Raw genomic sequence first — 26751 nt, 5'->3', positions numbered from 1 at the left:
ATGTTGACAATCGTTCTTTTAGCTATTGTGATCGCTCTTCTTTTCGACTTTTTGAACGGAATGAATGATGCGGCCAATTCGATCGCTACGATCGTGGCGACACGTGTATTTTCTCCCACGATGGCTGTTTGCTGGGCAGCATTCTGGAACTTTGCCGCTATCTTTATTTTTGGGGTGAGCGTGGCTCACACGATGGGCGAAGGAATCGTGGATCCCTCGAAAATCAATGAATATCTTATTTTGGCAGCTTTAATCGGTTCGGTGATCTGGGTTTGGTTGTGTACTCATTTCGGTATGCCGATCAGTGTGTCCCACGCTTTGATCGGGGGATTGATCGGTCCGGTATGGTTCACGTTCGGGGGTGACGCTCTGGTTGCTTCCGGGATATTCAAGATTGCCATCTTTATCGTGCTGTCCCCTTTGATTGGTATGATACTGGGATTCTTCATGATGTGTCTCACGATGCTCGTGTTTCATAAAAAACACCCGATGAAAGTGGAAGGGTTGTTTAAGGGATTGCAGTTGTTCTCTTCCGCTATATTCAGTTTGGGACATGGTGCTAACGACGCGCAGAAAACGATGGGTATCATTGCCATCCTGTTATATAGTGTTGCAGGAAGTAATACTTTCGTGAGTGATTATTTGTACGAGAATACAGGAGAGTTTCATGTTCCCGCTTGGTTGATTGTTACTTGCTACTCGGTGATCGCTTTAGGTACGATTATCGGGGGAAAGAAGGTGATCAAGACTTTGGGGGACGGGTTGGCCCGGTTGAAACCCGTGCAGGGATTCTGTGCCGAGACATCGGGAGCTTTGACATTGATGGGAACAGCCGTGTTGGGGATTCCCGTGAGTACGACTCACACGATTACCGGCTCTATTATCGGGGTTGGAATCACGAAAGGGGTTGCTTCTGTTCGGTGGGCTACGGCCACGAATATCGTGGCGGCCTGGATTCTTACGATTCCGGCAACCGTCGTGATGTCCGGTCTTGTTTACTGGGTGATGGGGTTGTTCCTGACCTTGCCGGAATAAGTATATAAAGTTTGTAAAGTCTATAAAGTTCATAAGGTTCTACTTTATGAACTTTTTTATGCATAATATCATAACTTTTTGGGGCTCTATCAAGTTTAAATAGATAGATTAACCTAAATTTTATAAGTTATGATGTTTATATGGTATATTTTGATTGGTATTCTTGCCGGGTATTTGGCAGGAAAAATAGTCCGGGGAGGTGGAATGGGTTTGTTGGTGAACCTGATTGTGGGAATCATTGGTGGCGTGTTGGGAGGCTGGCTTTTCGGCATCATGGGAATATGGACAACGGGTGTTATCGGGAGTTTGATCACGGCGACCGTGGGGGCGATTGTTTTGCTGGCGATTGTTTCGTTGTTCAGTAAAAGAAATTCGTAGATATATGAAAAAGAAGGTCCGAGGTATTTATATACTTTTATGCTTTTGCGTGTTTACGCCCTTGGTGTTGCAAGCCCAGACAGACGAGGAGAAGAGGATATTGCAGGAACGGGAGGAGATCAGCAAGCAGAAAAAAGGCGGTTCCGTGGTTGTTGATGAGAAGACCGCGTTGGAGTTGTTTGATAACACGCCGAGTTTTGGCATTTTCCGGGATAATTATTTCGTTACGGGGGTGCCTACGAACCGGAAGATTGACAAGCACAGTGCGGATGCCAAGTTTCAGATCAGTATCCGGCAACGTCTGACGAAAAGTATCTTGCCTTTCAAGACCTTCTTGTATTTAACTTACACGCAGCGTTCGTTTTGGGATATTTACGGGAAGTCCAGTCCATTTCTGGATAATAATTTTAATCCGGGGCTTAGTTTGAGCAAAGCGTTGATCTATCGTAATCAACTGATGGGAATAGCGGTTCTTTCTTTTGAACACGAGTCGAACGGTCGGGATTCGCTGGCCTCTCGCAGTTGGAATTACATTTCTCTTTCGGGTTCGTGGTTTATTGATTACCGTTTTTCTGCCCAGATGAAATTATGGGCTGGATGGGTCGATAAAGAAGGAAATCCCGATTTGTTGAAGTATAAAGGCTACGGATTCATGGCGTTTAACTACCAGAGTGCAGACGAGCGTCTATGGTGTTCGGCCGTGATTAATCCCCGCCGGAAGTTTATTAACATGAACACGACGCTGGAGATCAATTTCAAGCCTTCTCCGAAAGCTAACGAGTATTTCTTTTTACAATACTATAACGGGTACGCGGAGAATCTTTTGGAATACGATCGTTACGTGTCGATGGTGCGAGTGGGTATTTGTATCAAACCGGTTTTGAGAAATTACTACTAAGTTCATAAAGTCCTTACTTTAGATTTAAAATTTTAGATTTCCACTCACAAGCCCACGCTTTTCCAACTTTTTCTTCCCGTTTTCGTATACTCTATTAACAATTAAATAATAAAAGCGTTATGTACAAGTTAATATTGGTACGGCATGGGGAAAGTGTCTGGAACAAGGAAAACAGGTTTACCGGGTGGACGGATGTCGACCTGAGTGAACGGGGCGAACAGGAAGCACGCCGGGCGGGAGAGTTGATTAAGAAACATGATCTCTTCTTTGATGTAGCTTATTCTTCCGTCTTGAAACGTGCGATTCGTACGCAGCATATTTTGGCAGAAGTTGCCGATCGGGTGTGGGTACCCGAAGTTCATCACTGGCGTTTGAACGAGCGACATTACGGGGCATTACAGGGATTAAATAAAGCGGAGACGGCAAAGAAATACGGGGAGGAGCAGGTGCATATATGGCGAAGGAGTTTTGATGTGACACCACCATTGTTGGAGCCGGATGATTCTCGTTGTGCCGTTTTCGAGGATAAGTACAGGGATGTTGATCCGGCCGTTCTTCCTTTGGGGGAATCATTGGCATTGACGATCACGCGGGTCCTCCCGTTCTGGCAGGATTATATCGCACCTTCGTTGCTTGCAGGGAAGACGGTTCTGGTAACGGCCCACGGAAATAGCCTGCGGGCGTTGATCAAATATCTGGATGATATTAGCGACGAGGAGATCGTCAAGTTGGAGATACCGACGGGTATTCCCCAATTGTATGAGCTGGATGAGCAATTGCATCCCTTATCTCGTAAATATCTGGAATAGATTTCCACGTGTGAAGTGAACCCTAAAAGTAATACCCGGCTTTTGGGGTTCACTTCTTTTTTGTAAGTTTGAGGCAAATTGTAAAATGAATCGTATGAAAATTATAACTTATAACGTGAATGGGTTACGGGCCGCTTTGTCCAAAGGTTTTACACAATGGCTGGAGGAAGAACAGCCGGATGTCGTGTGTTTACAGGAAACGAAGGCCCAGCCGGATCAGATACCTACACTGGAATTCGAGGCGTTAGGTTACAAGTCGTACTTTTTTTCAGCCAAGAAAAAGGGGTATAGTGGGGTTGCCATCCTGACCCGGGTGGCACCCGACCACGTGGAGTACGGGATGGGTATTCCGGCTTATGATGACGAGGGGCGTTTTATCCGTGCCGATTACGGTGATCTTTCTGTCGTGAGCGTGTACCATCCGTCCGGGACTACCGGCGACGAGCGGCAGGCATTTAAGATGAAATGGTTAGAGGATTTTCAGCATTATATCGGGGAGCTGAAAAAGGTACGGCCGAATCTGATCTTGTGCGGGGACTACAATATATGTCACCGGCCGATAGATATTCACGATCCGGTGCGGAATGCCACGAATAGCGGGTTCTTACCGGAAGAACGGGAATGGATCGGGGGATTTATTGATACCGGTTTTATCGACACGTTCCGTTACTTCCATCCCGAAGAGGCCGGGAAATATTCTTGGTGGAGTTACCGGTTTAACGCCCGGGCAAATAACAAGGGATGGCGTATTGATTACTGTATGGCGAGCGAAAGTCTTAAATCCCGGCTGCAAGATGCTTATATTTTGCCGGAAGTGCATCACTCGGATCATTGTCCTTGCGTGCTGGAAATGGGGGAGGTTTAAAGTTAAAAGCTAAAAGCTAAAAGTTTAGAGTTGGGAATGAATGAAAAAAGGGCTGATCAATGATCAGCCCTTGTAAATGAATACCCTTGGTTAAGAAGGTGTATGTGAGGATCGGCGTTTGTTACAACCGAAGGGTATTCAAGGATAGCCCTTTAATTTTTTTAGAAGAATGCCCCCGGTTAAGAAGGTGTATGTGAGGATCGGCGTTTGTTACAACCGGGGGGCATTCAAGGATAGCCCTTTAATTTTTTAGAAGAATGCCCCGGTTAAGAAGGTGTATGTGAGGATCGGCGTTTGTTACAACCGGGGACATTCAAGGATAGCCTTTTAATTTTTTAGAAGAATGCCCCCGGTAAGAGGTGTATGTGGGGATCGGCGTTTGTTATACCGGGGGGCATTCAGGAATTATTTTTAGTCTGGTTTAGTCATAGTTTTAATTTCTTTATTTAATCACCTTGTACGTGATCTTGTAATCCACTCGTCTTAATTCCGGGAAGAAATGTTTCATCATGTACCTGTACGGTTTCCCGTTGTTCAAATCCATGAGGCGCTTCTCTCTTCCCTCGAACACGCTGTAGTTTTCCATAATCGAGAGTACTCGTTCTTCATCCGGCATCCCGTACAGGAGAATCAATCTTTTCAACCCGATCCAGTCTTCCCCTCGCCAATCCACGTGGTAAAGGTTTTCCGGGAATGAATACCTGCGGAGCAAGTAATTCCTCAGCGCTCTCGTGCGATCTCTGGATAACACCTCGTTCTGCGCGTATGATCCCTCTGGTGATGCGAAGCCGGTGAGGTAAATCCCCGTGATCTCGTAGTCGGGATTGCTCGTGATGGAATCAAGAGTTACCCTGATTTTGTCCAGCTCCTTCTGATTTCCTCTGAAATCGGGGAGTATATAAGTTTGGTTTAGCGGGAAGTCCAGGTATGCTGAACCTTCCTTGTAGTATATGTTTTTCTCTTCTTCAACCTTTTCGGTAGCAACCACTTCCACTGTTTTTTTCTCGCGGTTTTCCAAGGTGATGGTTTGCGCCAGCATCTTGATGGAGATCAGACGTTTTTCTCCGCCACATTCACAGAAGTTTTCCCGTAAATTCAGTTTAGCGTCCTTCATCCAAGTTTCGTAAGGAATGACCACGTTATAGGCGATTCTTTCCCGGCTCCATTGGTTGACAATGACCGTCGTGTAGATTGGGAAAGGGGGATGCCCGTGATTGAAAGCCAGCGCTCGTTGGTAGGCTTTTTCCCGTCTTTTCCCGTTAATCACGATGGACGGTAGTTCCTCGGATTCTTTCTCGGTTTCGACTACCGGGGTCAAGATGAAAGCTTGGTTCTTGTGTACGGGTAAGCCGTTCAAGTTCACGTTCATTTCGATATAAACGCTGTCTCCCTGTTGCTCGAAACGATTCTGTATAATTTTCACCTCTCCCAAATATACTTCTTGAGCCTTGAGTTCCGTGAGGAACAGTCCGGCTGTCAACAAGAATATGGTATATATAAACGCTCTTTTCATCACCTTACTTATTTTATAATATATATAAAATTGATCCCGATTTTCGTGGGTCCGATATAATCTTTCGTACCCTTCTTGATATATGGTCCACAGGTCTGGTATTCGTACTTGTCGTACTCGATACGTGCGTAACCCACGCCGATCGTGGCCTCCAAGTTCCATCGTTTCCCTATAATCCACTGGTGTCCGTACGCGATTCCGGCCCCGTAAAGCGTTCCCTCGTAACGATATTTCTCCAGTCCCAGCATTTTAATCCCACCCATGTTGAATTCGCTGTAAAAAGCGTGTATCCCCCAAAAATGGCCGTTAAAGCGTTCGCAGGTCCAGTAGCGAAACTCCGGTTGTATCAACCAATGCTTAACTTTCTTGTTATCTCCAAAACTCCAGGGGTTGTAAGTCCCTAGTAAATCCACCGTTGTTTTCTTGCCCAATCCAATTTCTGCTCCGACGTTAATGGTGGTCGTCAACCAGTAAAGGGCATTTGTTTTCACTCCTATTAAAGGAGCGTCGTAAAACCTTTTTTCTTGTCCGTGAGATCTGCTTATCACCACGAATAAAATCAGACCTGCTACGATTATTACTTTCCTCATCATTACCCTGCTTACGTTGTTTTTTTGTTATTACAAAAGTATCAGATGGAACGTTTGGATTGGTGACCATAAAGGTGTATTTGCGGACTAAATCTTTTCTAATGAAGGAATTACAATTTTATTTTGACTTGTTTTTCGAGATTTTTATTAAATTTGTAAGATATTTATTTCGTATTTCGCAACAGAAATAAATACAGACTCGTATAATAAATCAAATAGTTGTATTAATAAAAAACTCAAATCATGACAACTTATAATTACAATAGCGAGTTAATTAAAGCTATGAATGAAAAATTACCGAATGGTACTAATTTGGCGAATACGCTAATAGATATGTTATATTTAGGTAAAGAAGCTGTGTATCGTAGATTACGGGGGGAGGTTCCCTTCACGCTGGCAGAGGCTGCCGCGATTTCCCAGAAAATGGGGGTGTCGTTGGATAAGCTGGCCGGGACGAATGCGGATTCGAATGCTATATTTGATCTGAATATTATACGTCAGACCGATCCGTTGGAGACTTATTATTCCATCGTGGACAATTACGTGAAGATTTTCAGGGATTTAAATCGAGACCCGTCTTCGGAACTTTGTACTTCTTCGAACATGATTCCCCAGACGTTTTACCTGAAATATGAACTCCTGTCCAAATTCCGGATGTTTAAATGGATATATCAGTTTGAAAAGATTGATATAGAGAAACATTTCGAGGACATTGAGATCGTGGATAAATTACTGGAGAAACAGCGGGAGTTCGTGCGGGAATCGCAGGAATTCGGGCATACGGAGTATATATGGGATGATAAATTATTTATTTACTTGATTAACGACATCAAGTATTTTGCCAGCGTGCATCTGATTTCCCATGAATATGTTCAAAAATTGAAAAAGGAGTTACTCCAGTTACTCGATGAGTTGGAGGAGATTGCCACGCGAGGTGCTTTCAAAACGGGACAGGAGGTCTGTATATTTATATCTAATATAAACTTTGAGGCAACTTATAGTTATATCGCCTCTTCTGCTTACCATATCAGTTTGGTCCGGGTTTTTGCGATCAACTCTTTCGCAACGCGCGATGAGCAAGTTTTTAATAGTGTAAAAGAATGGATTCATTCGTTGAAGAAATTTTCCACTTTAATATCCCAGAGTGGGGAAATGCAACGTATCAAATTCTTCAAAACACAGCGGGAAATTGTCGAGGGTTTGTGTATTTAGCCATGTTCAGTTTTTGAAAGCCTATTTTAATTCTCGTTTCGATTAATGAAATAATCATTTGAATTAGAATTATTTATTGCACAAAATAAATTGAAATGTAAAATATGATACGATATTAGAAAGTTTGTATATTGTTGATACACTGAATGTAGCACAGAATTGTGAAGAATATACTTCATATTTGTACTGTTGAGTGAGCGAGATGCCACTTGTATAGTATGAATTTTAAACGTGCGAATCAATGAGACAAAAATACAATTAGAATCGAACCGCGTCGGGTGAGCAATCACCGGATGCGGTTTCGTGATATGTGGCAATAAACTCTATTTATTAATTAAAAACCATTTACAATGAACAAACGAGAATTAATTGAAAAAGTGGCCGAGAAAAACGGAACCAGTAAAGTAGAAGCAGCTAAGGCTGTAAACGCTGTAATCGGAACCATGGCTGAGACGTTAAAAAAAGGTGAAAAAATATCCTTGTTAGAATTAGGATCTTTCGCTATCAGAGAACGTAAAGAACGTAACGGTTATAACCCGAATAGCAAGGAAAACATGGTGATTCCGGCTAAGAAAGTAGTTAAATTTTCTATAGGTAAATACTTTTTTGATTAAGGAATAATACCCCTATGAAAAATGCCGTGGTAAATGAATTAATCAGCACGATGCGCGAGGTTACCCCTAAAGAGGGTAATCTTGCTAATGTCCTTATGGATATATTGTGCATGAGTAAGGAGGCGATTTACCGGAGATTAAGGGGTGAGGTTGCTTTTACGTTCAGCGAAGTCGCGATCATCGCCAGTCAGCTGGGCATATCGTTGGATAAGATTATTGGTAACAGTATGTCCGGTGGGGCGATGTTCGACTTGAACGTGCTCAATCCAGCGGATCCGATGGATAACTATTACGATATTCTGGTGCGCTATCAGAAACTTTTTCGTTATGTGAAGACGGACCCGACAACGGAGATAGTGACTGCGTCGAACACGATTCCTTATACATTTTACGCCCCTTACGAGCATTTGTCAAAATTCCGGATTGGCAGGTGGTTATATCAGAACGAACGCTTGAGAACTCCCGCGTCCTTGTCCGACATCGTTCTTCCGGAAAAATTAGTAAAAGTTCAGAAAGAATTAATTGAAGATTTAAGGCTTGTCAGAAGGACTTGTTTTATACTGGATGAAAATCTCTTCGGTTCGTTTGTTAAAGAGATCAAGTATTTCTCTGAATTGGGACTGGTTTCGACGAACGACGTGCAAAACATGAAAAAGGAGTTACACCAGCTTTTACGCGAGTTGGAAATATTGTCTGAAAAAGGATCGTTTCACAATGGGAACGCCTTGTCGGTTTATCTCTCTAACGTGAATTTTGAAGCAACGTATAGCTACGTGGAGAAGGTCGGGTTTCAGATATGTTTTTTGCGGGTTTATTCGATCAACTCGATGGATTCGCGAGACAGTAAAATATGTGATTATCAAAAGAAATGGATTCATTCGTTGAAGAGACATTCCACGCTGATTTCGCAAAGTGGTGAGATTCAACGGATGATGTTTTTTAATGAGCAAAAGAAAGTAGTAGACGCGTTATAGTGTGAACGTGTAAATTTTAGGATGGAATCCGGGGTGACTCCCGGATTCTTTTTTTGTTCCTCGTTTTTCGGATAAAAATGTATCTTTGTGTAGGAAAATGAAAGATTGAATTATGAGTAAGAGTAGGATCGTTCGGGTTTGGATTGCTGTCGCGTGTTTATCGCTAGTAATCTCCGCTTGTTCTTCTTCCCCTAAAAAACAGGGAAAAGAGGAACCTAAAAATACAGAAATCAAATCATTTCAGGCACCGGAAATTCCACCTGTTTATACCGACCAGCGGGAACGGGCGAAATACTTGGTGACTCATTACTGGGATAAGTTTAATTTTGCCGATACTTCTTTGATCCGGATGCCAGAGATCACGGAACAGGCTTTCGTGGATTTCTTGCAGGTGTTGCCTTATGTCTCGTATACCGATGCTGAGAAAGAGATTTTCGGGATGTTGGATAAGGCATTATCGGCTGATACGCTGATGTTTGCCTATTTCACGGTGTTGTATGATAAATATCTTTATAACCCGAATTCCCCGATGTTGAACGAGGAACTTTATCTTCCCGTGCTGAAATATATCGTGAATTCCGAACGGGTGGGAGAGATAGATAAAATGCGTCCCGCTTTTCGGCTGGAGATGGCGCTAAAGAATCGGGTGGGGAATCCGGCAACCGATTTCACCTATACATTACCTTCCGGGAAGAAAGGGAAGTTGTCGGGCATAAATGCGGATTACACGATTCTCTTCTTCAATAATCCTGATTGTAATGCCTGCCGGGCCATTAAGGCCGAGGTGGAGGCATCCGGGGTGGTGAAGAACTTGTTGAATGTCAAAGTACAGGGTAACCGGAAGAAACTAGTATTCTTATCTGTATTCCCTGATCCCGAGCTAGAGGTATGGCGGCGAATGTTGCCGGAACAACCGAAAGAATGGATGTGTACTTATGATGACGGTCAAGTGATCACGAAGGAACGCCTCTATGATTTGCGGGCGATCCCGACATTCTATTTGTTGGATCGAGAGAAACGGGTTTTGTTGAAGGATGCTCCCTTCCGGGTAATTGAGGCCTATTTGGGGGAGAGGTTATAAAGTTCGTAAGGTTTATAAAGTTTATAAAGTGTCGGGTGTCCTTTGGACAAGTTTAATGGCAGCTTAAGCTGCCATAGACAAAGCGCCCGCAGGGTCCATAGACCTTATGGACTTTATAAACCTTATAAACTTTTTATTCCTTCAGCGCCGCAATCACTTCCGGCATCATGGTCCAGATCGTGTTTTCCGTTTGAGCGGTGTAGAAATTGCCGTCGATCTCGGATTTCTCGTCGGAGGCTTTTGCATGTTGGATGGCCGGTTTGGCAAGAGGATGAACGGCTACTTTCTTTCCGGTGGCGATGCCCACGGAGTCGAACATCATGGCAGCGGCGCAGTGGCCGATCATGATTTTACCCTTCTCCCCGAAAGCTTTGATCACGGCCAACATATCTTGGTTGTAAGGCTTTCCGGCGTTTTCCCCGAATTTAGGTACAGCGTCACCACAGCCGAATACAAGAGCGTCGAACTCGTCCTCGTGTCCTTTCAAGTGAGCAATCACGTCATCTGCCACGAGGGCAATGCCGGAATTCGTCTTGATTTCTTTCGTTTCTGCCACTGCAAATACTTTATAGGAAATGCCATTTTCGAAAAATGTTTCCAGATACTGGAACAAACCGAACCCGTTTACCGGGTTAACTGCCAATACGGCTACTTTTTTTGCCATGGGTAAATTTTTTTAGTTAAACAATAGTTCTTTAAAGTAAGTTTATTACTTTTGTTTAGCAAATGTAAGCTATTTGATTTGCATAAACAAGAACGAACTTATAGATAAGATAGTTACACGGAGATAACTATTGTTGATACTAAACCATATATAGGGAAGAAAAAAATGGAAAATTTTTACACGAACGATAATTGTCCCATTCGTGATGTTTTGAGTCGCTTGGGTGACAAATGGTCAATGCTCGTCCTCGTGACGTTGAATGCGAACGGAACCATGCGATTCTGTGATGTTCATAAAGCGATTGCCGACATATCCCAGCGTATGCTGACGGTCACCTTGCGGACGTTGGAGGCCGACGGGTTAATTTCGAGAAAGGTATATGCCGAGGTGCCGCCGCGGGTGGAATATCGGCTCACGGAGCTGGGTGAAAGCTTGATGCCGCGGGTGCAGATGCTGGTGGATTGGGCATTGGAACACATGAGTGAAATCATGAAACATCGGGAAGTGATGGCCAAATAATCAACTATGGAGTGTCAGCTCGGAGGAACGCATGTGGGATGATCTGGGATCATGTTCATGTGCGTTCTGTTTTTTGCAATTTAGTTGCACGAAATGAATCGTAATTTTACGGAAAATTAAAACAGTAGAATGATGAAAAAATATAGTGCAGAATTGATTTCCTTCGGGTTGCTGGTTTGCGGAATCGGTTTATCTTGGGGGAATGTTGCTTGGTTTCAGGCGGAAATCGTGCGATTTGTATGGTATTTGGTCGCTTTTATTCCGGTAGGGTTTCCCGTGTTGAAAGAGGCCGTGGAGTGCTTGCGGGAAAAGGTATACTTTAACGAATTCATGTTGATGTCACTGGCAGCCATCGGGGCCTTTTATATCGGGGAGTACCCGGAAGGCGTGGCCGTGATGTTATTTTATTCCATCGGTGAGAAATTCCAAGATAGTGCGGTGAGCCGGGCCCGTTCGAATATCCGGGCTTTACTTGATGTACGTCCGGAGCAGGCGACGGTTATTCGTGACGGGCAAGAAAAGATCGAGAAACCGGAACAAGTTCGTGTCGGGGAGATCATCGAGATCAAGGTGGGGGAACGGGTACCCTTGGACGGGATCATGCTGGGTGACGTGGCGGCTTTTAACACGGCGGCTTTGACTGGGGAGAGCGTGCCTCGGAACATCCGCACGGGAGAGGATGTGCTGGCGGGGATGATCGTGACCGACCGGGTTGTGCGGGTGAAGGTGACGAAACCCTATGATCAGAGTGCTTTGGCCCGGATTCTGGAAATGGTACAGAACGCCTCCGAGCGTAAAGCTCCCGCGGAACTTTTTATCCGGAAGTTTGCCCGGATCTACACGCCCGTGGTCACGGGGTTGGCCGTGTTGATCGTGCTGGTTCCTTGGATCGTGTCGTGGGTACAACCGGACTTCTCTTTCGTGCTGAATGATTGGTTGTACCGGGCGCTTGTGTTTCTGGTAATATCCTGCCCGTGTGCGCTGGTGGTCAGTATCCCGCTGGGGTATTTCGGGGGAATCGGGGCGGCATCTCGGCAGGGAATTCTCTTTAAAGGGGGAAACTACTTGGATGCAATCACGAAGATTAACACGGTTGTATTCGATAAGACCGGGACATTGACGAAGGGAGTGTTCGAGGTGCAGCAAGTACACGTCCGGGAGGGTTTTACCGAAGAGGAGGTTGTGCGAACAATTGCCTCTGTCGAGAGCCGGAGCAATCACCCGATAGCCAAGGCGGTCGGGCAGTATGCTAAATCCCGGCAAATCTCCATCCGGCGTGACGTGGAGGTCTCCGAGCTGGCAGGCTACGGTTTGATGACACTCGTTGACGGGCAGGAGGTACTGGTGGGAAATACTCGTTTGTTGGAGAAGTACGGGATCTCGTTCCCGTCCGAGCTGACCGGGGTTCCCGAAACGCTTGTCGTGTGTGCGGTAAATGGCGAGTACGTCGGTCACTTGTTGCTGGCGGACACCGTGAAAGAAGATGCTAAAGAAGCCGTTGCAGCATTAAAAAAATTAAATATTGATAATATTCAGATATTATCGGGAGATAAACAAACAATTGTTTCTAAATTAGCAGGGTATTTAGGCGTGGACGAGGCCTACGGGGATTTGTTGCCCGAGGACAAGGTGGCGCACGTGGAGGCATTGAAGAGCGATCCGGGAAGGCGTGTTGCTTTCGTGGGTGACGGGATTAATGATGCCCCGGTACTTGCCCTGAGCGACGTGGGAGTTGCCATGGGGGGCTTGGGAAGTGACGCTGCGATTGAGATCGCGGATGTGGTTCTCCAGACGGATCAGCCCGGTCGGTTGGCCATGGCGATCCGGATCGGGAAGGAGACCCGCCGGATCATCTGGCAGAACATCACGCTGGCTTTCGGGGTAAAACTGATCGTGTTGGTACTGGGAGCCGGGGGACTCGCCACCATGTGGGAGGCCGTGTTTGCCGATGTCGGGGTAGCCTTGTTGGCAATTTTGAATGCGATAAGAATACAGAAACGAGCAAGATAGAGTGTTATGGACGAGAAGGTATATTTGGAAAAACTGGAAAAGCGGGAGATCAAGCCGACGGCCATGCGGCTGTTGATTCTGAAGGCGATGACCCGCTTTACCCGGGCGTTTAGCCTACTGGACCTAGAGACGGAATTGGATACCGTGGATAAATCGACGATATTCCGGACGATTAATCTGTTTTTGGATCATCACTTGATTCACGTGATTGATGACGGTTCCGGTTCGTTGAAATATTCGGTATGCAGTAATGAATGTACCTGTTCTATCGATGATCTTCACGCTCATTTCTATTGCCGGAATTGCCACAAGACCTTTTGTTTAAGAAAAATTCACGTGCCCACGGTGGCCTTGCCCGGCGATTTTACGTTAGAAAGTATAAACTACGTGTTGAAGGGGTTATGTGCCGAATGTTCTTCACGGGTGGAATCGTAATTAAAAACAAGAAGGATATGAAAACAAGTAAATTCAAAACCACCGCCAAATGTGGCGGATGCGTTGCCAAGATCGGTGAAACGCTGGATAAAGTAGTCGCTCGTGACCAATGGAATATCGATCTCTCCACTCCCGACCGGGTGTTGACGATTACTTCCGATTTGTCAGATGACCGGGTAATCGAGCTGGTAAAAGAGGCCGGGTTTAAGGCTGAGAAATTGGGATAAAATTTTGTGTTGATAAAATTACTCCGCCATTTTTATTAACAAATAAGGAGGGCGGGGTTTTCAAAAACACTTATACTACCTGCACGCTTTGTCCAAAAACGGTGATGATTTCTCCTTTGGTGATTTTAGCCCGTTTGCGGAATTCGAGTTCTCCATTGCGGGTAACCTCTCCATTTTCCACGAGAATCTTGGCCATGGCACCGCTGTCAGCGATGCGGGTGGCCTTTAGCAGCTTGATTAATTCAATGTATTCGGTGTCTATTTCAAACGTGATCATGGTGTCTGTATTTTGGACGCAAAGGTAACCAATTTTTGTTGCATACCGTAAAGTAGAAACAACTTAAGGAGTTGAATGTTATTTTTGCGCCTTAAAATTTAGAAAATAATGATTAGATTGTTTTAATGATTTGATCGTTAAGTAATAATGTAAAAAAGATTCTATGAAGAGATTAGTCATTGTAGTATTGGCTTCTATTTTGAGCATGACGGTTTTTGCCGAAGGATACCAAGTCAATTTGTTAAGCACGAAACAGACCGGAATGGGACACGTGGGGACCGGGATGAAATTGGGTGCGGAGAGTATGCATTTTAACCCGGCAGGGCTGGTGTTTTTGCGTACCAATATGGATTTTTCACTAGGTATATCAGCTATCATGGCCAAGGCTAAATATAGTTACGACGGGTATTCGGCCAAGACGGATAACCCGGTAGGAACGCCGCTATACGCTTACGCCGGGTTCAAGATTTACGATAATTTGGCTGCCGGAATCAGCCTGACCACTCCTTACGGGAACTCCTTGAAGTGGCCGAAGAACTGGGCCGGGGCAGGGTTGATTCAGGATATTAGCCTGAAATCATACGTGATTCAACCAACGCTTTCTTATAAGATCACGGATCGTTTGAGTATCGGTGTCGGTTTGCAACTGGCTTGGGGAAACGTGAATCTTTCTAGGGCATTGATGGGGGCGAGCGATTTGCAGGGGATAGGAACGAAGTTTGAAAGTTTATTACCATTGTTGGCAGGTGTTCCCTCGAATATAATTCCGGATGCGGATAAACAGGCAATGCAGGAGATGGTTGCATTGATGAAAGGGACGGAGGTTCCACCGGCTTATGCTCGTTTGGAAGGAAATGCACACATGAGAGTGGGTTTTAACGTGGGAATCATGTACGATATTTGTGATAAAGTGACTGTCGGTTTGTCTTATCGTTCCAAGATCAAAATGCGGGTAAAAGAAGGGGAGGCATCGTTAAATTATGCCAACCGTCGTATTGAAGATTTGTTTGCCAATATGGAAGATTTGCTTGCTAAATACGGTCCGATGTTGAATCAGTTACCGGGAGTGACGATCCCGAATATCTCTATCCCGAAGTATGATGAGGGTACTTTCCATGCAGAATTGCCTTTACCTTCCAACACGACGTTGGGAGTGAGCTATCGTCCCACTGATCGTTGGGAATTGGCACTGGATTTACAATACGTGGGATGGAATGCTTACGATTCTTTGAACGTGTATTTTAACGAGGCGGAATTGGGAATCGCACCGATTAAAGCGGAGAAAGATTATAAAAATTCAATGACTTACCGTATCGGGGCAAGCTACAAGACAACCGATCGTTTGGTGTTACGTGCCGGAGTATATTATGACCAAAGCCCGATTCGTAAGAAGTTGTACAACCCGGAAACTCCGGGAATGGACAAATTAGGGCTTTCTGCCGGATTGACTTTCGAGCCTTACAAGGGATTGCAATTTGACGTGGCTTTCCTTTACATTCAAGGGTTCAGCCAACACGGAAAGTACCCGTACAAGAACGTGGTCACGGGAGCGGATGAAATGTTCGAGGGGAAATATAAATCCACGGCATTTTCTCCATCAATAGGTATTTCTTATCGGTTCTAATATAAGGGGCTGTCTAAAAAGTCAATTTTATTTCAAAAAACTCCTCCGTCACTTCGTGCCACCTCCTCTATAAACAGAGGAGGAGCTGGTGACACTTCTTAAAGACAGGGAGTATTTCAACTCTCCCTCTGTTTATAGAGGGAGTACCCCGAAGGGGGGAGGGAGTTTGAAAAATAACTTTTGGGACAGCCACTTTGTTTATAAACCTTATCGACTTTATAAACTTTTATTTTTAACCGGGAACGGAACGATTCAATGAAATATCACGTATAACTGAAGATAAAAGTTATTACGTGTATGGAAGCAATGAGCAATATTCCTAGTAAAGGAACTAAAAAACGAGTTGTTATTGTGGGGGGTGGTTTTGGAGGGTTGAAATTGGCTCGTCGGTTGAATGACCGGGATTTTCAAGTTATATTATTAGATCGAAATAATTATCACCTTTTCCAGCCTTTGCTGTATCAGGTGGCAACATCGGGAATTGAGCCGAGTGCGATCTCTTTTCCTTTCCGAAAGATTTTCAAGAGACGACATGATTTTCATGTGCGGATATGCACGGCAGAGAGGGTGATCCCGCAGGAGAACCGTTTGGAGACTTCCATCGGGGATGTTTCTTATGATTATTTGGTGATTGCCACAGGGGCAGGAACGAACTATTTCGGGGATCAGACGTTGGCACAACGGACAATGCAGTTGAAAACGACGTCGGATGCCTTGTTTAACCGGAACCGAATGATCGAGAGCTTCGAGCGGGCGTTGAACACGTCGGATGCGGAAGAACGAAGGCATTGGCTGACGTTTGTGATTGTGGGAGGTGGGGCCACGGGAATCGAGTTGGCAGGTGCTTTAGCGGAGATGAGGAAGTTCGTGTTGCCGAAGGATTACCCGGAGCTGGATTGGAATGAAATGCGGATTCTCCTGGTAGACGGGGGAGAACGGTTGCTGAACGCTTTTTCGGGGAAATCCTCGGAGGACGTTATTCGGAATTTGAAGAATATGAAGGTAGAGGTACTGTTGAAAAAGCTCGTGAAAGAGTATGACGGAAAGAAATTGACGTTCGTGGATGGTGAACAGGTTGTTACGAACAACGTGTTCTGGGTGGCTGGGGTGAAGGCGAACAGTTTGGAAGGGTTACCTCAAGATGTCTACGGTCGGGGAAATCGTCTTCTCGTGGACGAGTTCAACCGGGTACAGGGGATGGCGGATATATTCGCGTTGGGGGATACCGCCTTGATGGTGGCGGAGAACTACCCGAACGGTCACCCGCAGGTCGTGCAGCCTTCCATACAGCAGGCTAGTTTATTGGCGAAGAATTTACGACACGTGATCAAGGGGAAACCCTTGCGTCCTTTTAAATACATGAACAAGGGGTCTATGGCCACGATCGGGAGGAATGACGCCGTGGCAGAGATTTCCGGTATTCGTTTCAGTGGATTTTTTGCCTGGTTATTGTGGCTGTTGATTCACTTGATGAGTATCGTGGGGGTGAAAAACCGATTGTTTATATTTATCAACTGGATGTGGAGTTACGTGACGTACGACCAGTCATTGCGGTTGTTGATAAAGCCCGAGGTGAAAAAAAGCGACCCGTTCTGAGTCGCTTTCTTAATCATTTATTCTCCCGCGGGAGCGGTTCCCACGGCTACGCTTTTACTGCGTTCAACAGATTGCAGGGCCAAGTAATTGGCTCCGAATTTCTCCAAGTTGTCCAGTTCTGTTTCATACTGATCTTGGTGAATTTCTTCTTCGGCAACAAGCGTTTCGAATAGTTTCTTGGATACGGCATCCGCATTGGCAGCACATTCTTGAGCCCAAGCGTTATAGTCGTTTACACTACCTTCTTCCATGGCCGTGGCCAATTCCAGCATTTCTTTCGGTTCGTGGATTTTCTGAACATCCCCGGATGTTTTCATTTCCACTTCTCCTTTCAAGAACAAGATACGTTCTGAAAGCTGTTCCACGTGCATCATCTCTTGGATGGCGGTACGTTTGAATAACCCGGACAACAGGTCGTAACCCATATCGTCACAACGGAAATGAAAATACATGTACTGGTGTACGGCAAGCAATTCGTCAGCAACTGCTTTGTTTAATAATTCAATGCTTTTTTCCTTTCTACTCATAATAGCTAAATGTTAGTAGTTTTACGATTCGCTAAATTAAGAAATAAAAGTGGCATATCCTAAATTTTGTCTTGGAATTAAAAAAGTGTACATTTGTTTAATCATAAATTCAAGATAATGAATGTTTCCCCTAAGGTGTTGCTGGTGACACCACCGTTTACGCAGTTGAATACACCTTACCCGGCGATGATGTATTTGAAAGGTTTTTTGAACACGAAAGGAGTTGATTCCGTGCAGGTTGATTTGAGCTTGGAAGTGATTCTGGAAATATTTTCATCCCGGGGGCTGCATGAGCTTTTTCAACAGGTGGCAGCCCGGGAAATCCGTTTGTCGGATAACGCCCGGCGTATTTTTGCTTTGCAAGAGGAGTATGAGCGCACAATTGACGCGGTCATGGCTTTCCTGCAAGGAAGGAACCGGACGCTGGCTTACTCGATTTGCGAATCCTATTTCCTACCCCGGGCAAGTCGTTTCGAACAGGAGGAAGATACGGAATGGGCCTTCGGGGTGATGGGGTTGGAGGATAAAGCTCGTTACCTTTCTACCTTGTACTTAGAAGATTTGTCCGATTTCTTGCAAGAGACGGTGGATGAGCATTTCGGGTTTAGTCGCTACGCGGAGCATCTGGGGCGTTCGGCCTCTTCTTTTGATGAGTTGAACGCGGAGCTGGCAAAGCCCTTGACTTTCACGGATCATTACCTGATACGGCTACTTGCGGGCCGGTTGAAAGAGTATCGTCCGGAGGTGGTGGCTATCACTGTCCCGTTCCCCGGGAATCTTTATAGTGCTTTGCGTTGTGGGGAGTGGATCAAGGTTAATTACCCGGAAGTCACGGTGGTGATGGGTGGGGGATTTGCCAACACGGAATTGCGGTCGTTGACAGATGTGCGTTTCTTCCGCTTTACCGACTACTTGCTGTTGGATGACGGCGAGTTACCGTTATGGCGTTTGCTTGAACACGTGACGGGACAGATCGGGGATTCCGATTTGGTACGCACATTTTGTTTACGAGACGGGAAGGTCGAGTTTTTGAATGATGAATCGACCGTGATTATCCCGCAGAAGGAAGTCGGCGTGCCCGATTATTCCGGCTTGTTATTGGATAGGTATGTTTCGGTGATCGAGATCGTAAATCCGATGCATAAATTGTGGAGTGACGGGCGATGGAATAAACTGACTCTGGCTCACGGGTGTTATTGGGGAAAGTGTAGTTTTTGTGACGGGAGTTTGGACTATATCCGGCGCTATGAACCGAATGAGGTGAAAACGCTTGTTGACCGTATGGAACAAGTGATGGCACAGACGGGGGAAGGTGGTTTCCATTTTGTTGACGAGGCTGCACCTCCCGCTTTATTGAAAGAGCTGGCACTGGAAATATTGCGCCGAAGACTGACGGTTGTCTGGTGGGGAAATGTCCGTTTTGAACGGGCTTATACATGGGATTTGTGCCGTTTGTTGAAGGCATCCGGCTGTATTGCCGTGTCGGGCGGGGTAGAGGTAGCGTCTGACCGGGTGTTGGGCTTGATCAATAAAGGGGTCACTCTGGAGCAACTGACCCGTTCGGCCAATCATTTCACGGGGACGGGAATCATGGTTCACGCTTACTTGATGTATGGTTTCCCGACGGAGACAACACAGGAAACTGTCGATTCGCTAGAAGTGGTACGCCAGTTATTCGAGTTGGGATATATCCATTCCGGTTTTTGGCATCGTTTTGCCATGACTGCGCATAGTCCGGTAGGTTTGTGTCCCGAACGATTTGGAACCCGGGTAACTGAACCGCCTTTCGGGGGGCTTTGCCCGGAATGACGTGGCGTTCGAGGATTTACAAGGAGGTGATCATGACGAACTGGGGGGTGGATTAAGTCGTTCACTATATAATTATATGCGGGGAGTGGGGTTTGATTTGCCTTTACAAAAATGGTTTGACTGCAAAATTCCGGCAACCACGATTCCGCCTCGCTTTGTCGCACATATGGCGGAAGAACAGGAACCCGTGGAAAAATTACATTCCCGGCGCCTATACTGGTTAGGAGGTCGGGTGGAGTTGGGGCCGGAGAGCGTGAAAAAAGGGAAATATTCGATCGTGCTATTGCTACATACGAATAACCGGGAGATGGCGATCAAAATGAGGGGTGACTGGGCTCATTTTATCCACGAGTCGCTGATGCAGGTGGGAGTGGATGCTGTGAATCCTTATCTGCTGGAAGACTTTAGTCGGAATTACGAGATCCTGTTTAACGATGACTTCCTGCCTTTCTGGTATAGTAAAGAGATGCAGGCGATCCGGGATCATGGTTTGTTACTGCTTTAACCACATCCCCATGAATAGGGGTTGGCGGGGTTAAATTTAATCATATATAGGGATTTACCGGTATTGTCGGGTGCGCTATCTTTGTCATGTACAAAATAAAATAATACATCGAGATGAAGAAAGTTGGAATATTTTATGGCTCCACGACGGGAGCAACCGAAGGAGTAGCTGAAACGATTGCGGCTCGTTTGGGTGTTGCAAGTGAAGATATACATAACGTGGGAACTACAAAAGTGGACGAGGTCGACAAGTACGATGTTTTGTTACTGGGTAGTTCTACATGGGGAATCGGAGAGTTGCAGGATGATTGGAACGATTTCTTGGATAAGCTGAAAGCGAAGAATTTGTCGGGTAAGACCGTGGCAATCTTCGGGTGCGGGGATTCTGCCTCTTTTGGCGGGTCATTCTGCGATGCTATCGGAATAATTTATAACGAGCTACAAGGAAGTGGATGTCAATTTGCCGGTTCGGTGGATACCGACGGGTATAGTTACGACTCTTCCGAGGCTTGTGTGGATGGTCAGTTCGTGGGGCTTCCTTTGGATGAATCCAATGAATCTGACCAGACTGATAAGAGAATAGATGCTTGGATTAGTGGTTTAAAGCAAGTGATCTGTTGAGTCTAGTTGTTGTTTTTGATTTAAGAAAGCGTGTTAAAAGGCATTTTAACACGCTTTCTGCTTGTAAAGTCTATACTCTCCCTCTCCTTTCCTCCTCGTATAGCAACCGGATGATCCCGTCTGATAATCCGAGTTTGGGGACGATGATTTCATTTATCTTGCATATTTTTCCCACGGTGAGGAATATTTTCATGGCGGGTATGATCACGTCGGCCCGGTAGGTGTTCAGTTTCATGATCCGTTCCCGTTCTTCGAGGTTGAAGGATTTCATGTATTCGTAAAGAATATCCAGTTCCTGGTATGTGATTCGTTCCCGTTCCTTTTTATTCAGTAATTTATGAATCTTGTTGATATTTCCGCCCGACCCGATAATGGCATCCGGGGTATATTTTTCCGTGATGTTTTTCAACCATTTTTTGAAGTGTTTCATCTCCTCTTTGTCCACGGCGTCATTTAACATACGCACGGTTCCCAGCGGAAAAGAACAAGCCTCGACCTTGACGGATTTACTATAAACAATTACTTCGGTGCTACCGCCACCGACATCCACGTACAAGTAGGTTTTGTCATCATCCACCACCTCGTTCATGCCCCCGGCGAAAATGGTTTCTGCCTCTTTGGTCCCGCTGATGATTTCAATGTTCAGGTCACACTCTTTTTGTATCTGTTCGGCCACGGATTTACCGTTTCGCGCCTCTCGTATGGCACAGGTCGCGTATGCCTTGTAGCTTTCCACGTTGAATGCAGACATGATATACGAGAATCCCTGCATGGTTTCGCATAGGCGTTTCCCTTTCTGTTGTCCTATTTCTCCTGTTGTGAATACGTCTTCTCCTAACCGGATGGGTACTCGCAGAAAGGCTATTTTTTTGAACAGGGTTTCCGTGGGGTATTCTTCCACGTTGGATATGAAAAGTCGGATTGCATTCGTGCCGATATCGATAGCGGCTAGTGTTTTCGTGTTTATGGTCATTTTTGTGTTTCGTTTTGTGATGCGTAAAAATTGTATAGTGCCACTTGTGAGCGAGTTTGCAGGTCTGTTTCATCCGGTGAGGAAGGTGACACCCGCTGATTTATAACCTCTAAATTCAGGTTCCGGGCTTTTACCTTGTCTTTCCACTGGATGGAAAAAGTATTCTTTAGCGTGTTCAGTATGGTTTTATCTTGAATCGGGATACCGACTTCCACTCTGCGGCTCAGATTGCGGGTCATCCAGTCTGCGCTGAGAATAAACGCCTTTTCTTTTCCCCCGTTGTAAAACAAGATCAGGCGGGCGTGTTCCAGGTATTTATCCACGATACTGATGGCTCTGATGTTGTCGCTTAGGCCTTTTACTTCGGGCATCAAGCAACAGGCTCCCCGCACGATTAAGCGTACACGTACCCCGGCTTTACTGGCCTTGTAGAGTAGTCCGATCATCCGTTCGTCCGTGAGGCTGTTACATTTTACGTAAATGTAAGCCTTTTTCCCGTCTTTAGCATTTTTGATTTCGTTGTCGATCAAGGATTCGAAACGTTCCCGCATGTTGTAGGGGGAGACCAGTAGCAGGTCCGTATCGAGTTGTTTGTAATTATTTTGCAAGAACTCGAAGACACGTTCCGCATCTTCCGCCACGGTCCGGTTGGCAGTGAACAGGCTGAAATCACTGTATATTTTGGCGGTGTCCTCGTTGAAATTTCCGGTTCCCACGTGTACATATCCCTTTAATTGAGAGCCTTCCCGCCGTTTGACCAAGGCGAGTTTGCAATGGACTTTCAATCCCGGTATCCCGTAAATTACTTTTACCCCGGCTTGTCTTAATGCCTCGGCATTGTCGATATTTCTGGCCTCGTCGAATCGGGCCAGTAATTCCAGTAACACGACGACCTTTTTCCCGTTCTTGGCGGCATTGATTAGCGTGTTGATGATTTTTGACCTTTCGGCCGTGCGGTATAGTGTGATGTAAATTGAATCCGTGTGCGGGTCCATGGCGGCTTCCCGCATAAAGTCGATGAAATGGTTGAACGTGTGATAGGGATAATTTAACAAAATGTCCTGTTTCCGGATCACGTCGATCACGCTGGAAAAAGGTTTAAAGGCTGGATGGCGTAACGGGGAAACCTCTTCGTATTCTAATTCCGGATTAATTTTAGGAAATTTCATCAGATCTCGCATCAGATGATAGCGTCCGCCGGGGGTAAGATTCCCACTTTTACTTAGTCCTAACTTGTCGGTGAGGATGTTGAGCAGATCTCCGGGCATCGCCTCGTCGTAGACGAGACGAACGGGACGGCCATAAAGTCTTTTATTCAATCCTTGTTCCATTTTTTCAACAAGGCTTTTCGATACGTCGTCATCTAGTGTCAGCTCTGCATCCCGCATGAATTTGAAGGTGTAGGCCGAGATCTCGTCGTACGAGAACATGAAAAATATATCATCCAGACAAAGACGGATGATGTCATCAATGAAGATGATCCGGGTATTGTCGTTGGGGGAAGGCAGTACGATGAACCGGGGTGAGAGGCTGTTGTGTGGTATTTCGATGATAGCGTATCGGTTGTTCTTCGTAGAATTCTTGTTGACCATTTTAACGGCATGATAGATGCGCTCGTCTTGCAGGTAGGGGAGCCGGACGCTTTTTCTCAACATCAGCGGAACGAGTAACGGACTGATTTTCTCCGAGAAGTATTGTCTGCAGAATTGTTTTTCGTTTTCATCCAGAGCATTTTCATGAACCACGTAGATGTGGTGGCTGACCATTTCGTCCAGGATTTGCGTGTAGGTGTTCTCGAATTCTTTTTGGGATTCACAGACTTTTTCCGACACTTTGCGTTGTAGTTCCAGCGAGGTTAGGTTTCCGGAGAGTTTTTTATCCTTTTCTTTCTTTTTCTTGTCCAGCCGTTCCAGGTTGGCAACTCTCACCTTGAAAAATTCATCTTGATTGTTGGAATAGATTCCGAGGAAACGGAGGCGTTGTATAAGCGGGACGCTCTTATCCTGGGCTTCCTGCATCACGCGTTCGTTAAACGAAAGCCAACTTAATTCTCTATTGTATAACATACTTCATCTGGTATAACATTCTGTTTTTTACGAGGACAAAGTAGGTGCAGAATTGTTACATTTGAATGAAAATAATGTTGCAATGAAGTTACTTTTGTTTGGATCGGGCCGTGTCGGGTGTTTCCGGTTGAATTTCGATGATCTTTCCTTTCTCCCGGATATATTCGTACAAGGCCTTGTAAAACAGATGGGAGGTGAGCGTGGTGGTGTCTCCCAGAATAATGAGTTTCATGCGGGCTCGGGTGATGGCCACGTTCATGCGGCGCAGGTCATTTAGGAATCCGATGTTTCCCTCGCTATTGGCCCGTACGAGACTGATTAGGATAACATCCCGTTCTTGGCCTTGGAACCCGTCCACGGTATGAATCGTGATGAGTTTCCGCAAGGGGATAAAGAAGCGGTTCCGTTTGATGATTTGCCGGATATATTGTACTTGCACCCGATAAGGGGATATCAACCCGAAATCGATTCTTTCATCCAGCACTCGTTCAATACCGATTTTCTCGATATATTCCTGTAATTGTTTTACCAACAATTCGGCTTCAGGCTTGTTGATTCGTCCATACGTTTCGTTAACACAATCTTCCGAGAACTCGCAGAGGGCCGTGTCGAACCATTCGATGGGAGTGTCGTATTCGAGAATATTACGGTGGCGTACTTCCGGAGATGCCTGCAAACGGCCTTTGTAGAACCATTTCGAGGGAAAGTACATGATGTCTTCGTGCATCCGGTACTGTGTTTCGAGCATGGAAACAGTTTCGGGTTTACGCTGGATAATCTTTTGGAGTAGCGTACGATCCAACCCACCTTTTGCAGCTTCGTAACATTTGATGGTGGGAGGTAACTGGCAGTGGTCCCCGGCAAGTATTACCCGGTAGGCCTTGGATATGGCAATCCAGCAAGCAGCCTCTAAGGCTTGTGCAGCCTCGTCGATAAACAAAGTGGAGAACATTTTCCCGTTTAATTGTTTATTGGCGGAACCGACTAGCGTACAGGCAATCACGCGGGCCTCCCCGAAGAGTTGGGCATCAATCTTGATTTCCAATTTGATGGCTTGGTCCCGTAAATCATGCAGCATCCGGCGGGCAGATTCCCGTTTGGCTCCTTTCAAGCGTTTCAGGCGTCCGGAGAGTTCCCGGATGGATGCTCTCGCGGCTCGTAACGTGGGGTAGGCAGGATGGGATTCGAATTTGCGTTCGTACGTGAATGACAGCATCTTGTCGTTTACCCGTGTGGGGTTCCCGATTCGTAGTACATTGACTCCCCGGTCCAGTAACTTTTCGGCGATCCAGTCCACGGCTGTATTGCTTTGGGCGCAGACCATTACTTGATTCTCCCGTCGCAGAGTTTCGTAGACGGCCTCGACGAGCGTGGTTGTTTTTCCGGTTCCGGGAGGGCCGTGAACAACTGCAACCTCTTTGGCTGCCAGTACCCGGTTTACCGCTTGTTCCTGTGAATGGTTCAGCCACATCAAGTGAATTGGTTGAAGTTTTCGTTGTTCCATCATCTCGTTTCCCAGTATGACTTCCCGTAAGCGGGCAAGGCGGTTATTCTTGGCCTCCATGACTTCCGTTAGGGCGGAAAACATGGTTTTATAGGAGGTCCCGTCAAAGTAGAGTTGTACGCCCAGATCCGGGCATCCTTGAATATCCAAAAGGCTGTTGGAGTTGGGTAACACGACGAGCATCGTATTTTCATGAACGTAACTGATGGTTGCTGCGAAACTGAAATAACGCAAATCCCCCGTTTGGTTAAAACGAAAAAAACAAACCGGACGACCGTATTCGAAATTATGATCCGTGTCGTCATTCTCATCCCGTTTGATCTCGATGATGAGTTGGTTTAACGAGTTGTAGTAACTTTTATTCGCTGACACAGGATACCAGCAAACACCTTGCTGAATCCGTTTAGGGATTCCTGCACGTTGTGTTTGTTGGTAGAATGTCTCTTTTTCAAACTCGAATTCCTCTTGCAACAGTTTGTATTGCCGCAGGAGATCAACCAGGGGGGAAGGTATTTGTTCGCAAGCCATGTTAAACGGGTTACCAGGTTAATATTTCGTTCCCGGTTTCCGTGATTAATATGGTGTTTTCCCATTGAGCGGAAGGTTGTTCGTCTTCGGTAATAACCGTCCAATCATTATCTTCATCGATGAATATATCCCGTTCTCCCATGTTAATCATCGGTTCGATCGTGAAGATCATACCCGGAACGAGCAGCATTCCCGTACCCCGTCTTCCCACGTGTTCCACTTCCGGAATCTCGTGGAATTTTAAGCCGACCCCGTGTCCGCAGAATTCCCGGACAACCGAGTACCCGTTACTTTCAGCATATTCCTGGATCACGGCGCCCACGTCTCCGAGAAAACGCCAGGGTTGTGCGGCCTCAATGCCTTTTTCCAAACATTCTTTCGTGACACGTACCAGTTTTTGACGATCTTCCGCGACTTCCCCGATCATGAACATACGGGATGCATCTGAAAAGTAACCATTGTATATAGTGGAAACGTCAACATTGATAATGTCACCACTTCTTAAAATAATATTCTTGTCCGGTATTCCGTGACATACTTCTTCGTTAATGGAAGTACATACACTTTTTGGAAAACCCTCGTAATTCAACGGTGCGGGGATAGCCCCGTGTGCCACGGTGAAATCGTATACCAGCGTGTTTATATCCTCGGTTGACATTCCTTCCCGGATGTTAGCCGCCACGTGATCCAACACGGCCGTGTTGATTTTTGCACTTTCGCGGATGCCTTCAATTTGTTCCGCATTCTTGATAATCTTTCGGGGGGGAACAATGTGACCCTGACGACGATAGAGTTTGATTTTTTCCTCGATGGAGGATACCGGTTTGTTTTCGTTTTTATTGAATAGCATATTGCTGTCTCCTTTTGTAATAAGGCACTAAGGTAGTGTTTTTAGAGA

At 45.7% G+C, this 26751-nt stretch carries 27 protein-coding genes; 18 read left to right on the top strand and 9 right to left on the bottom strand.

What is annotated here, in order from left to right:
- The 5 genes from I2I33_RS06810 to I2I33_RS06790 all read left to right on the top strand — a co-directional run bounded on the left by I2I33_RS06810 (position 1) and on the right by I2I33_RS06790 (position 3985).
- A complete protein-coding gene (locus I2I33_RS06810) occupies positions 1 to 1035 on the top strand; it encodes an inorganic phosphate transporter (protein WP_087421826.1) in 1035 nt (344 codons plus the stop codon).
- A 129-nt stretch (positions 1036 to 1164) separates the two neighbouring features.
- Positions 1165 to 1413, top strand: a complete 249-nt coding sequence (locus tag I2I33_RS06805) for a GlsB/YeaQ/YmgE family stress response membrane protein (RefSeq protein ID WP_027199968.1) — start codon at positions 1165 to 1167, stop codon at positions 1411 to 1413.
- A gap of 4 nt (positions 1414 to 1417) precedes the next feature.
- Positions 1418 to 2311 carry a phospholipase A gene (locus tag I2I33_RS06800; RefSeq protein WP_087421827.1) on the top strand — a complete coding sequence of 298 codons (894 nt, stop codon included), beginning with the start codon at positions 1418 to 1420 and terminating at the stop codon, positions 2309 to 2311.
- A 119-nt stretch (positions 2312 to 2430) separates the two neighbouring features.
- Complete coding sequence (gpmA, locus tag I2I33_RS06795; RefSeq protein WP_087421828.1) at positions 2431 to 3120, top strand: 2,3-diphosphoglycerate-dependent phosphoglycerate mutase; 690 nt, start codon at positions 2431 to 2433, stop codon at positions 3118 to 3120.
- Between the two features lie 94 nt (positions 3121 to 3214).
- The gene (locus I2I33_RS06790; RefSeq protein ID WP_087421829.1) at positions 3215 to 3985 is read left to right on the top strand and encodes an exodeoxyribonuclease III; all 771 of its coding nucleotides are present in this window, start codon (positions 3215 to 3217) and stop codon (positions 3983 to 3985) included.
- A 442-nt stretch (positions 3986 to 4427) separates the two neighbouring features.
- On the opposite strand, the gene I2I33_RS06785 is transcribed toward I2I33_RS06790, so the two are convergent.
- Both I2I33_RS06785 and I2I33_RS06780 read right to left on the bottom strand, forming a co-directional pair.
- Positions 4428 to 5498, bottom strand: a complete 1071-nt coding sequence (locus tag I2I33_RS06785) for a DUF3868 domain-containing protein (RefSeq protein WP_087421830.1) — start codon at positions 5496 to 5498, stop codon at positions 4428 to 4430.
- An 8-nt stretch (positions 5499 to 5506) separates the two neighbouring features.
- Positions 5507 to 6091 carry a DUF3575 domain-containing protein gene (locus tag I2I33_RS06780; protein WP_087421831.1) on the bottom strand — a complete coding sequence of 195 codons (585 nt, stop codon included), beginning with the start codon at positions 6089 to 6091 and terminating at the stop codon, positions 5507 to 5509.
- Positions 6092 to 6331: 240 nt separating this feature from the next.
- Between I2I33_RS06780 and I2I33_RS06775 the strand changes: the two genes are divergently transcribed.
- The 4 genes from I2I33_RS06775 (at position 6332) to I2I33_RS06760 (ending at position 9969) form a co-directional block, all read left to right on the top strand.
- A complete protein-coding gene (locus tag I2I33_RS06775) occupies positions 6332 to 7300 on the top strand; it encodes a hypothetical protein (protein WP_087421832.1) in 969 nt (322 codons plus the stop codon).
- Positions 7301 to 7650: 350 nt separating this feature from the next.
- Entirely contained in the window at positions 7651 to 7914 is a 264-nt protein-coding gene (locus tag I2I33_RS06770; RefSeq protein ID WP_087421833.1) for an HU family DNA-binding protein, read from the top strand.
- A 14-nt stretch (positions 7915 to 7928) separates the two neighbouring features.
- Positions 7929 to 8888: a helix-turn-helix domain-containing protein gene (locus I2I33_RS06765; protein ID WP_162613835.1), complete on the top strand. Its 960-nt coding sequence runs from the start codon at positions 7929 to 7931 to the stop codon at positions 8886 to 8888.
- 112 nt (positions 8889 to 9000) lie between these two features.
- Positions 9001 to 9969 carry a DUF5106 domain-containing protein gene (locus tag I2I33_RS06760; RefSeq protein WP_229128223.1) on the top strand — a complete coding sequence of 323 codons (969 nt, stop codon included), beginning with the start codon at positions 9001 to 9003 and terminating at the stop codon, positions 9967 to 9969.
- A 133-nt stretch (positions 9970 to 10102) separates the two neighbouring features.
- Here I2I33_RS06760 and I2I33_RS06755 read toward each other — a convergent pair whose 3' ends face one another.
- Positions 10103 to 10633, bottom strand: coding sequence for a DJ-1/PfpI family protein (locus I2I33_RS06755; RefSeq protein WP_087421835.1), 531 nt, complete (start codon positions 10631 to 10633; stop codon positions 10103 to 10105).
- Positions 10634 to 10798: 165 nt separating this feature from the next.
- Here I2I33_RS06755 and I2I33_RS06750 point away from each other — a divergent pair, with 165 nt between their 5' ends.
- The 4 genes from I2I33_RS06750 (at position 10799) to I2I33_RS06735 (ending at position 13824) form a co-directional block, all read left to right on the top strand.
- Positions 10799 to 11152 carry a winged helix-turn-helix transcriptional regulator gene (locus I2I33_RS06750; RefSeq protein ID WP_027200033.1) on the top strand — a complete coding sequence of 118 codons (354 nt, stop codon included), beginning with the start codon at positions 10799 to 10801 and terminating at the stop codon, positions 11150 to 11152.
- Positions 11153 to 11284: 132 nt separating this feature from the next.
- Positions 11285 to 13162, top strand: coding sequence for a heavy metal translocating P-type ATPase (locus I2I33_RS06745; protein ID WP_087421836.1), 1878 nt, complete (start codon positions 11285 to 11287; stop codon positions 13160 to 13162).
- 6 nt (positions 13163 to 13168) lie between these two features.
- Complete coding sequence (locus I2I33_RS06740) at positions 13169 to 13597, top strand: Fur family transcriptional regulator (protein WP_027200034.1); 429 nt, start codon at positions 13169 to 13171, stop codon at positions 13595 to 13597.
- Between the two features lie 17 nt (positions 13598 to 13614).
- The gene (locus I2I33_RS06735) at positions 13615 to 13824 is read left to right on the top strand and encodes a heavy-metal-associated domain-containing protein (protein WP_087421837.1); all 210 of its coding nucleotides are present in this window, start codon (positions 13615 to 13617) and stop codon (positions 13822 to 13824) included.
- Positions 13825 to 13894: 70 nt separating this feature from the next.
- On the opposite strand, the gene I2I33_RS06730 is transcribed toward I2I33_RS06735, so the two are convergent.
- Entirely contained in the window at positions 13895 to 14101 is a 207-nt protein-coding gene (locus I2I33_RS06730) for an RNA-binding S4 domain-containing protein (RefSeq protein WP_087421838.1), read from the bottom strand.
- Between the two features lie 163 nt (positions 14102 to 14264).
- Here I2I33_RS06730 and I2I33_RS06725 point away from each other — a divergent pair, with 163 nt between their 5' ends.
- On the top strand, positions 14265 to 15725 hold the full coding sequence (locus tag I2I33_RS06725) for an OmpP1/FadL family transporter (RefSeq protein WP_087421839.1): 1461 nt from the start codon (positions 14265 to 14267) through the stop codon (positions 15723 to 15725).
- A 297-nt stretch (positions 15726 to 16022) separates the two neighbouring features.
- Positions 16023 to 17321 (top strand): NAD(P)/FAD-dependent oxidoreductase, encoded by a 1299-nt coding sequence (locus I2I33_RS06720; protein ID WP_087421840.1) that lies wholly within the window; start codon positions 16023 to 16025, stop codon positions 17319 to 17321.
- 17 nt (positions 17322 to 17338) lie between these two features.
- Here the strand turns inward: I2I33_RS06720 and I2I33_RS06715 are convergent, their stop codons facing one another.
- The gene (locus I2I33_RS06715) at positions 17339 to 17848 is read right to left on the bottom strand and encodes a bacterioferritin (protein ID WP_087421841.1); all 510 of its coding nucleotides are present in this window, start codon (positions 17846 to 17848) and stop codon (positions 17339 to 17341) included.
- Positions 17849 to 17965: 117 nt separating this feature from the next.
- On the opposite strand from I2I33_RS06715, the gene I2I33_RS06710 reads away from it, so the two are divergent.
- The 3 genes from I2I33_RS06710 (at position 17966) to fldA (ending at position 20782) form a co-directional block, all read left to right on the top strand.
- Positions 17966 to 19657 carry a B12-binding domain-containing radical SAM protein gene (locus tag I2I33_RS06710; protein ID WP_229128222.1) on the top strand — a complete coding sequence of 564 codons (1692 nt, stop codon included), beginning with the start codon at positions 17966 to 17968 and terminating at the stop codon, positions 19655 to 19657.
- Between the two features lies 1 nt (position 19658).
- Positions 19659 to 20162, top strand: a complete 504-nt coding sequence (locus I2I33_RS20260) for a hypothetical protein (RefSeq protein WP_229128221.1) — start codon at positions 19659 to 19661, stop codon at positions 20160 to 20162.
- Positions 20163 to 20275: 113 nt separating this feature from the next.
- Positions 20276 to 20782, top strand: a complete 507-nt coding sequence (gene fldA / locus I2I33_RS06705; protein ID WP_027200058.1) for a flavodoxin FldA — start codon at positions 20276 to 20278, stop codon at positions 20780 to 20782.
- Positions 20783 to 20852: 70 nt separating this feature from the next.
- On the opposite strand, the gene I2I33_RS06700 is transcribed toward fldA, so the two are convergent.
- From I2I33_RS06700 to map, 4 genes are all read right to left on the bottom strand, one after another.
- The gene (locus tag I2I33_RS06700; protein ID WP_229128220.1) at positions 20853 to 21755 is read right to left on the bottom strand and encodes a hypothetical protein; all 903 of its coding nucleotides are present in this window, start codon (positions 21753 to 21755) and stop codon (positions 20853 to 20855) included.
- Positions 21752 to 23821, bottom strand: coding sequence for a polyphosphate kinase 1 (ppk1, locus tag I2I33_RS06695; protein ID WP_087421842.1), 2070 nt, complete (start codon positions 23819 to 23821; stop codon positions 21752 to 21754). The genes I2I33_RS06700 and ppk1 overlap by 4 nt, the downstream gene beginning before the upstream one ends.
- Before the next feature lie 88 nt (positions 23822 to 23909).
- Positions 23910 to 25853: an AAA domain-containing protein gene (locus I2I33_RS06690; RefSeq protein WP_087421843.1), complete on the bottom strand. Its 1944-nt coding sequence runs from the start codon at positions 25851 to 25853 to the stop codon at positions 23910 to 23912.
- A 10-nt stretch (positions 25854 to 25863) separates the two neighbouring features.
- A complete protein-coding gene (gene map, locus I2I33_RS06685; protein ID WP_087421844.1) occupies positions 25864 to 26703 on the bottom strand; it encodes a type I methionyl aminopeptidase in 840 nt (279 codons plus the stop codon).
- Between the last annotated feature and the right edge of the window lie 48 nt (positions 26704 to 26751).

This window comes from Butyricimonas sp. BSD2780061689_150309_C8, assembly GCF_015560935.1.
Classification (GTDB): Bacteria; Bacteroidota; Bacteroidia; order Bacteroidales; family Marinifilaceae; genus Butyricimonas; species Butyricimonas paravirosa.
Note: the sequence above shows the minus strand (reverse complement) of the source record. Positions and strands in the feature narration are given on the sequence as shown.

Bases quoted from the DNA above. Each gene is read 5' to 3' on its own strand.
- I2I33_RS06780 (WP_087421831.1), bottom strand. From the start codon at position 6,091: ATGATGAGGAAAGTAATAATCGTAGCAGGTCTGATTTTATTCGTGGTG.
- I2I33_RS06775 (WP_087421832.1), top strand. From the start codon at position 6,332: ATGACAACTTATAATTACAATAGCGAGTTAATTAAAGCTATGAATGAA.
- ppk1 (WP_087421842.1), bottom strand. From the start codon at position 23,821: ATGTTATACAATAGAGAATTAAGTTGGCTTTCGTTTAACGAACGCGTG.
- I2I33_RS06690 (WP_087421843.1), bottom strand. From the start codon at position 25,853: ATGGCTTGCGAACAAATACCTTCCCCCCTGGTTGATCTCCTGCGGCAA.
- I2I33_RS06700 (WP_229128220.1), bottom strand. From the start codon at position 21,755: ATGACCATAAACACGAAAACACTAGCCGCTATCGATATCGGCACGAAT.
- gpmA (WP_087421828.1), top strand. From the start codon at position 2,431: ATGTACAAGTTAATATTGGTACGGCATGGGGAAAGTGTCTGGAACAAG.
- map (WP_087421844.1), bottom strand. From the start codon at position 26,703: ATGCTATTCAATAAAAACGAAAACAAACCGGTATCCTCCATCGAGGAA.
- I2I33_RS06755 (WP_087421835.1), bottom strand. From the start codon at position 10,633: ATGGCAAAAAAAGTAGCCGTATTGGCAGTTAACCCGGTAAACGGGTTC.
- I2I33_RS06770 (WP_087421833.1), top strand. From the start codon at position 7,651: ATGAACAAACGAGAATTAATTGAAAAAGTGGCCGAGAAAAACGGAACC.
- I2I33_RS06750 (WP_027200033.1), top strand. From the start codon at position 10,799: ATGGAAAATTTTTACACGAACGATAATTGTCCCATTCGTGATGTTTTG.
- I2I33_RS06805 (WP_027199968.1), top strand. From the start codon at position 1,165: ATGATGTTTATATGGTATATTTTGATTGGTATTCTTGCCGGGTATTTG.
- I2I33_RS06735 (WP_087421837.1), top strand. From the start codon at position 13,615: ATGAAAACAAGTAAATTCAAAACCACCGCCAAATGTGGCGGATGCGTT.
- I2I33_RS06715 (WP_087421841.1), bottom strand. From the start codon at position 17,848: ATGAGTAGAAAGGAAAAAAGCATTGAATTATTAAACAAAGCAGTTGCT.
- I2I33_RS06800 (WP_087421827.1), top strand. From the start codon at position 1,418: ATGAAAAAGAAGGTCCGAGGTATTTATATACTTTTATGCTTTTGCGTG.
- I2I33_RS06810 (WP_087421826.1), top strand. From the start codon at position 1: ATGTTGACAATCGTTCTTTTAGCTATTGTGATCGCTCTTCTTTTCGAC.
- I2I33_RS06785 (WP_087421830.1), bottom strand. From the start codon at position 5,498: ATGAAAAGAGCGTTTATATATACCATATTCTTGTTGACAGCCGGACTG.
- I2I33_RS06730 (WP_087421838.1), bottom strand. From the start codon at position 14,101: ATGATCACGTTTGAAATAGACACCGAATACATTGAATTAATCAAGCTG.
- I2I33_RS06725 (WP_087421839.1), top strand. From the start codon at position 14,265: ATGAAGAGATTAGTCATTGTAGTATTGGCTTCTATTTTGAGCATGACG.
- I2I33_RS06760 (WP_229128223.1), top strand. From the start codon at position 9,001: ATGAGTAAGAGTAGGATCGTTCGGGTTTGGATTGCTGTCGCGTGTTTA.
- I2I33_RS06740 (WP_027200034.1), top strand. From the start codon at position 13,169: ATGGACGAGAAGGTATATTTGGAAAAACTGGAAAAGCGGGAGATCAAG.
- fldA (WP_027200058.1), top strand. From the start codon at position 20,276: ATGAAGAAAGTTGGAATATTTTATGGCTCCACGACGGGAGCAACCGAA.
- I2I33_RS06745 (WP_087421836.1), top strand. From the start codon at position 11,285: ATGAAAAAATATAGTGCAGAATTGATTTCCTTCGGGTTGCTGGTTTGC.
- I2I33_RS06790 (WP_087421829.1), top strand. From the start codon at position 3,215: ATGAAAATTATAACTTATAACGTGAATGGGTTACGGGCCGCTTTGTCC.
- I2I33_RS06720 (WP_087421840.1), top strand. From the start codon at position 16,023: ATGGAAGCAATGAGCAATATTCCTAGTAAAGGAACTAAAAAACGAGTT.
- I2I33_RS06710 (WP_229128222.1), top strand. From the start codon at position 17,966: ATGAATGTTTCCCCTAAGGTGTTGCTGGTGACACCACCGTTTACGCAG.
- I2I33_RS06765 (WP_162613835.1), top strand. From the start codon at position 7,929: ATGAAAAATGCCGTGGTAAATGAATTAATCAGCACGATGCGCGAGGTT.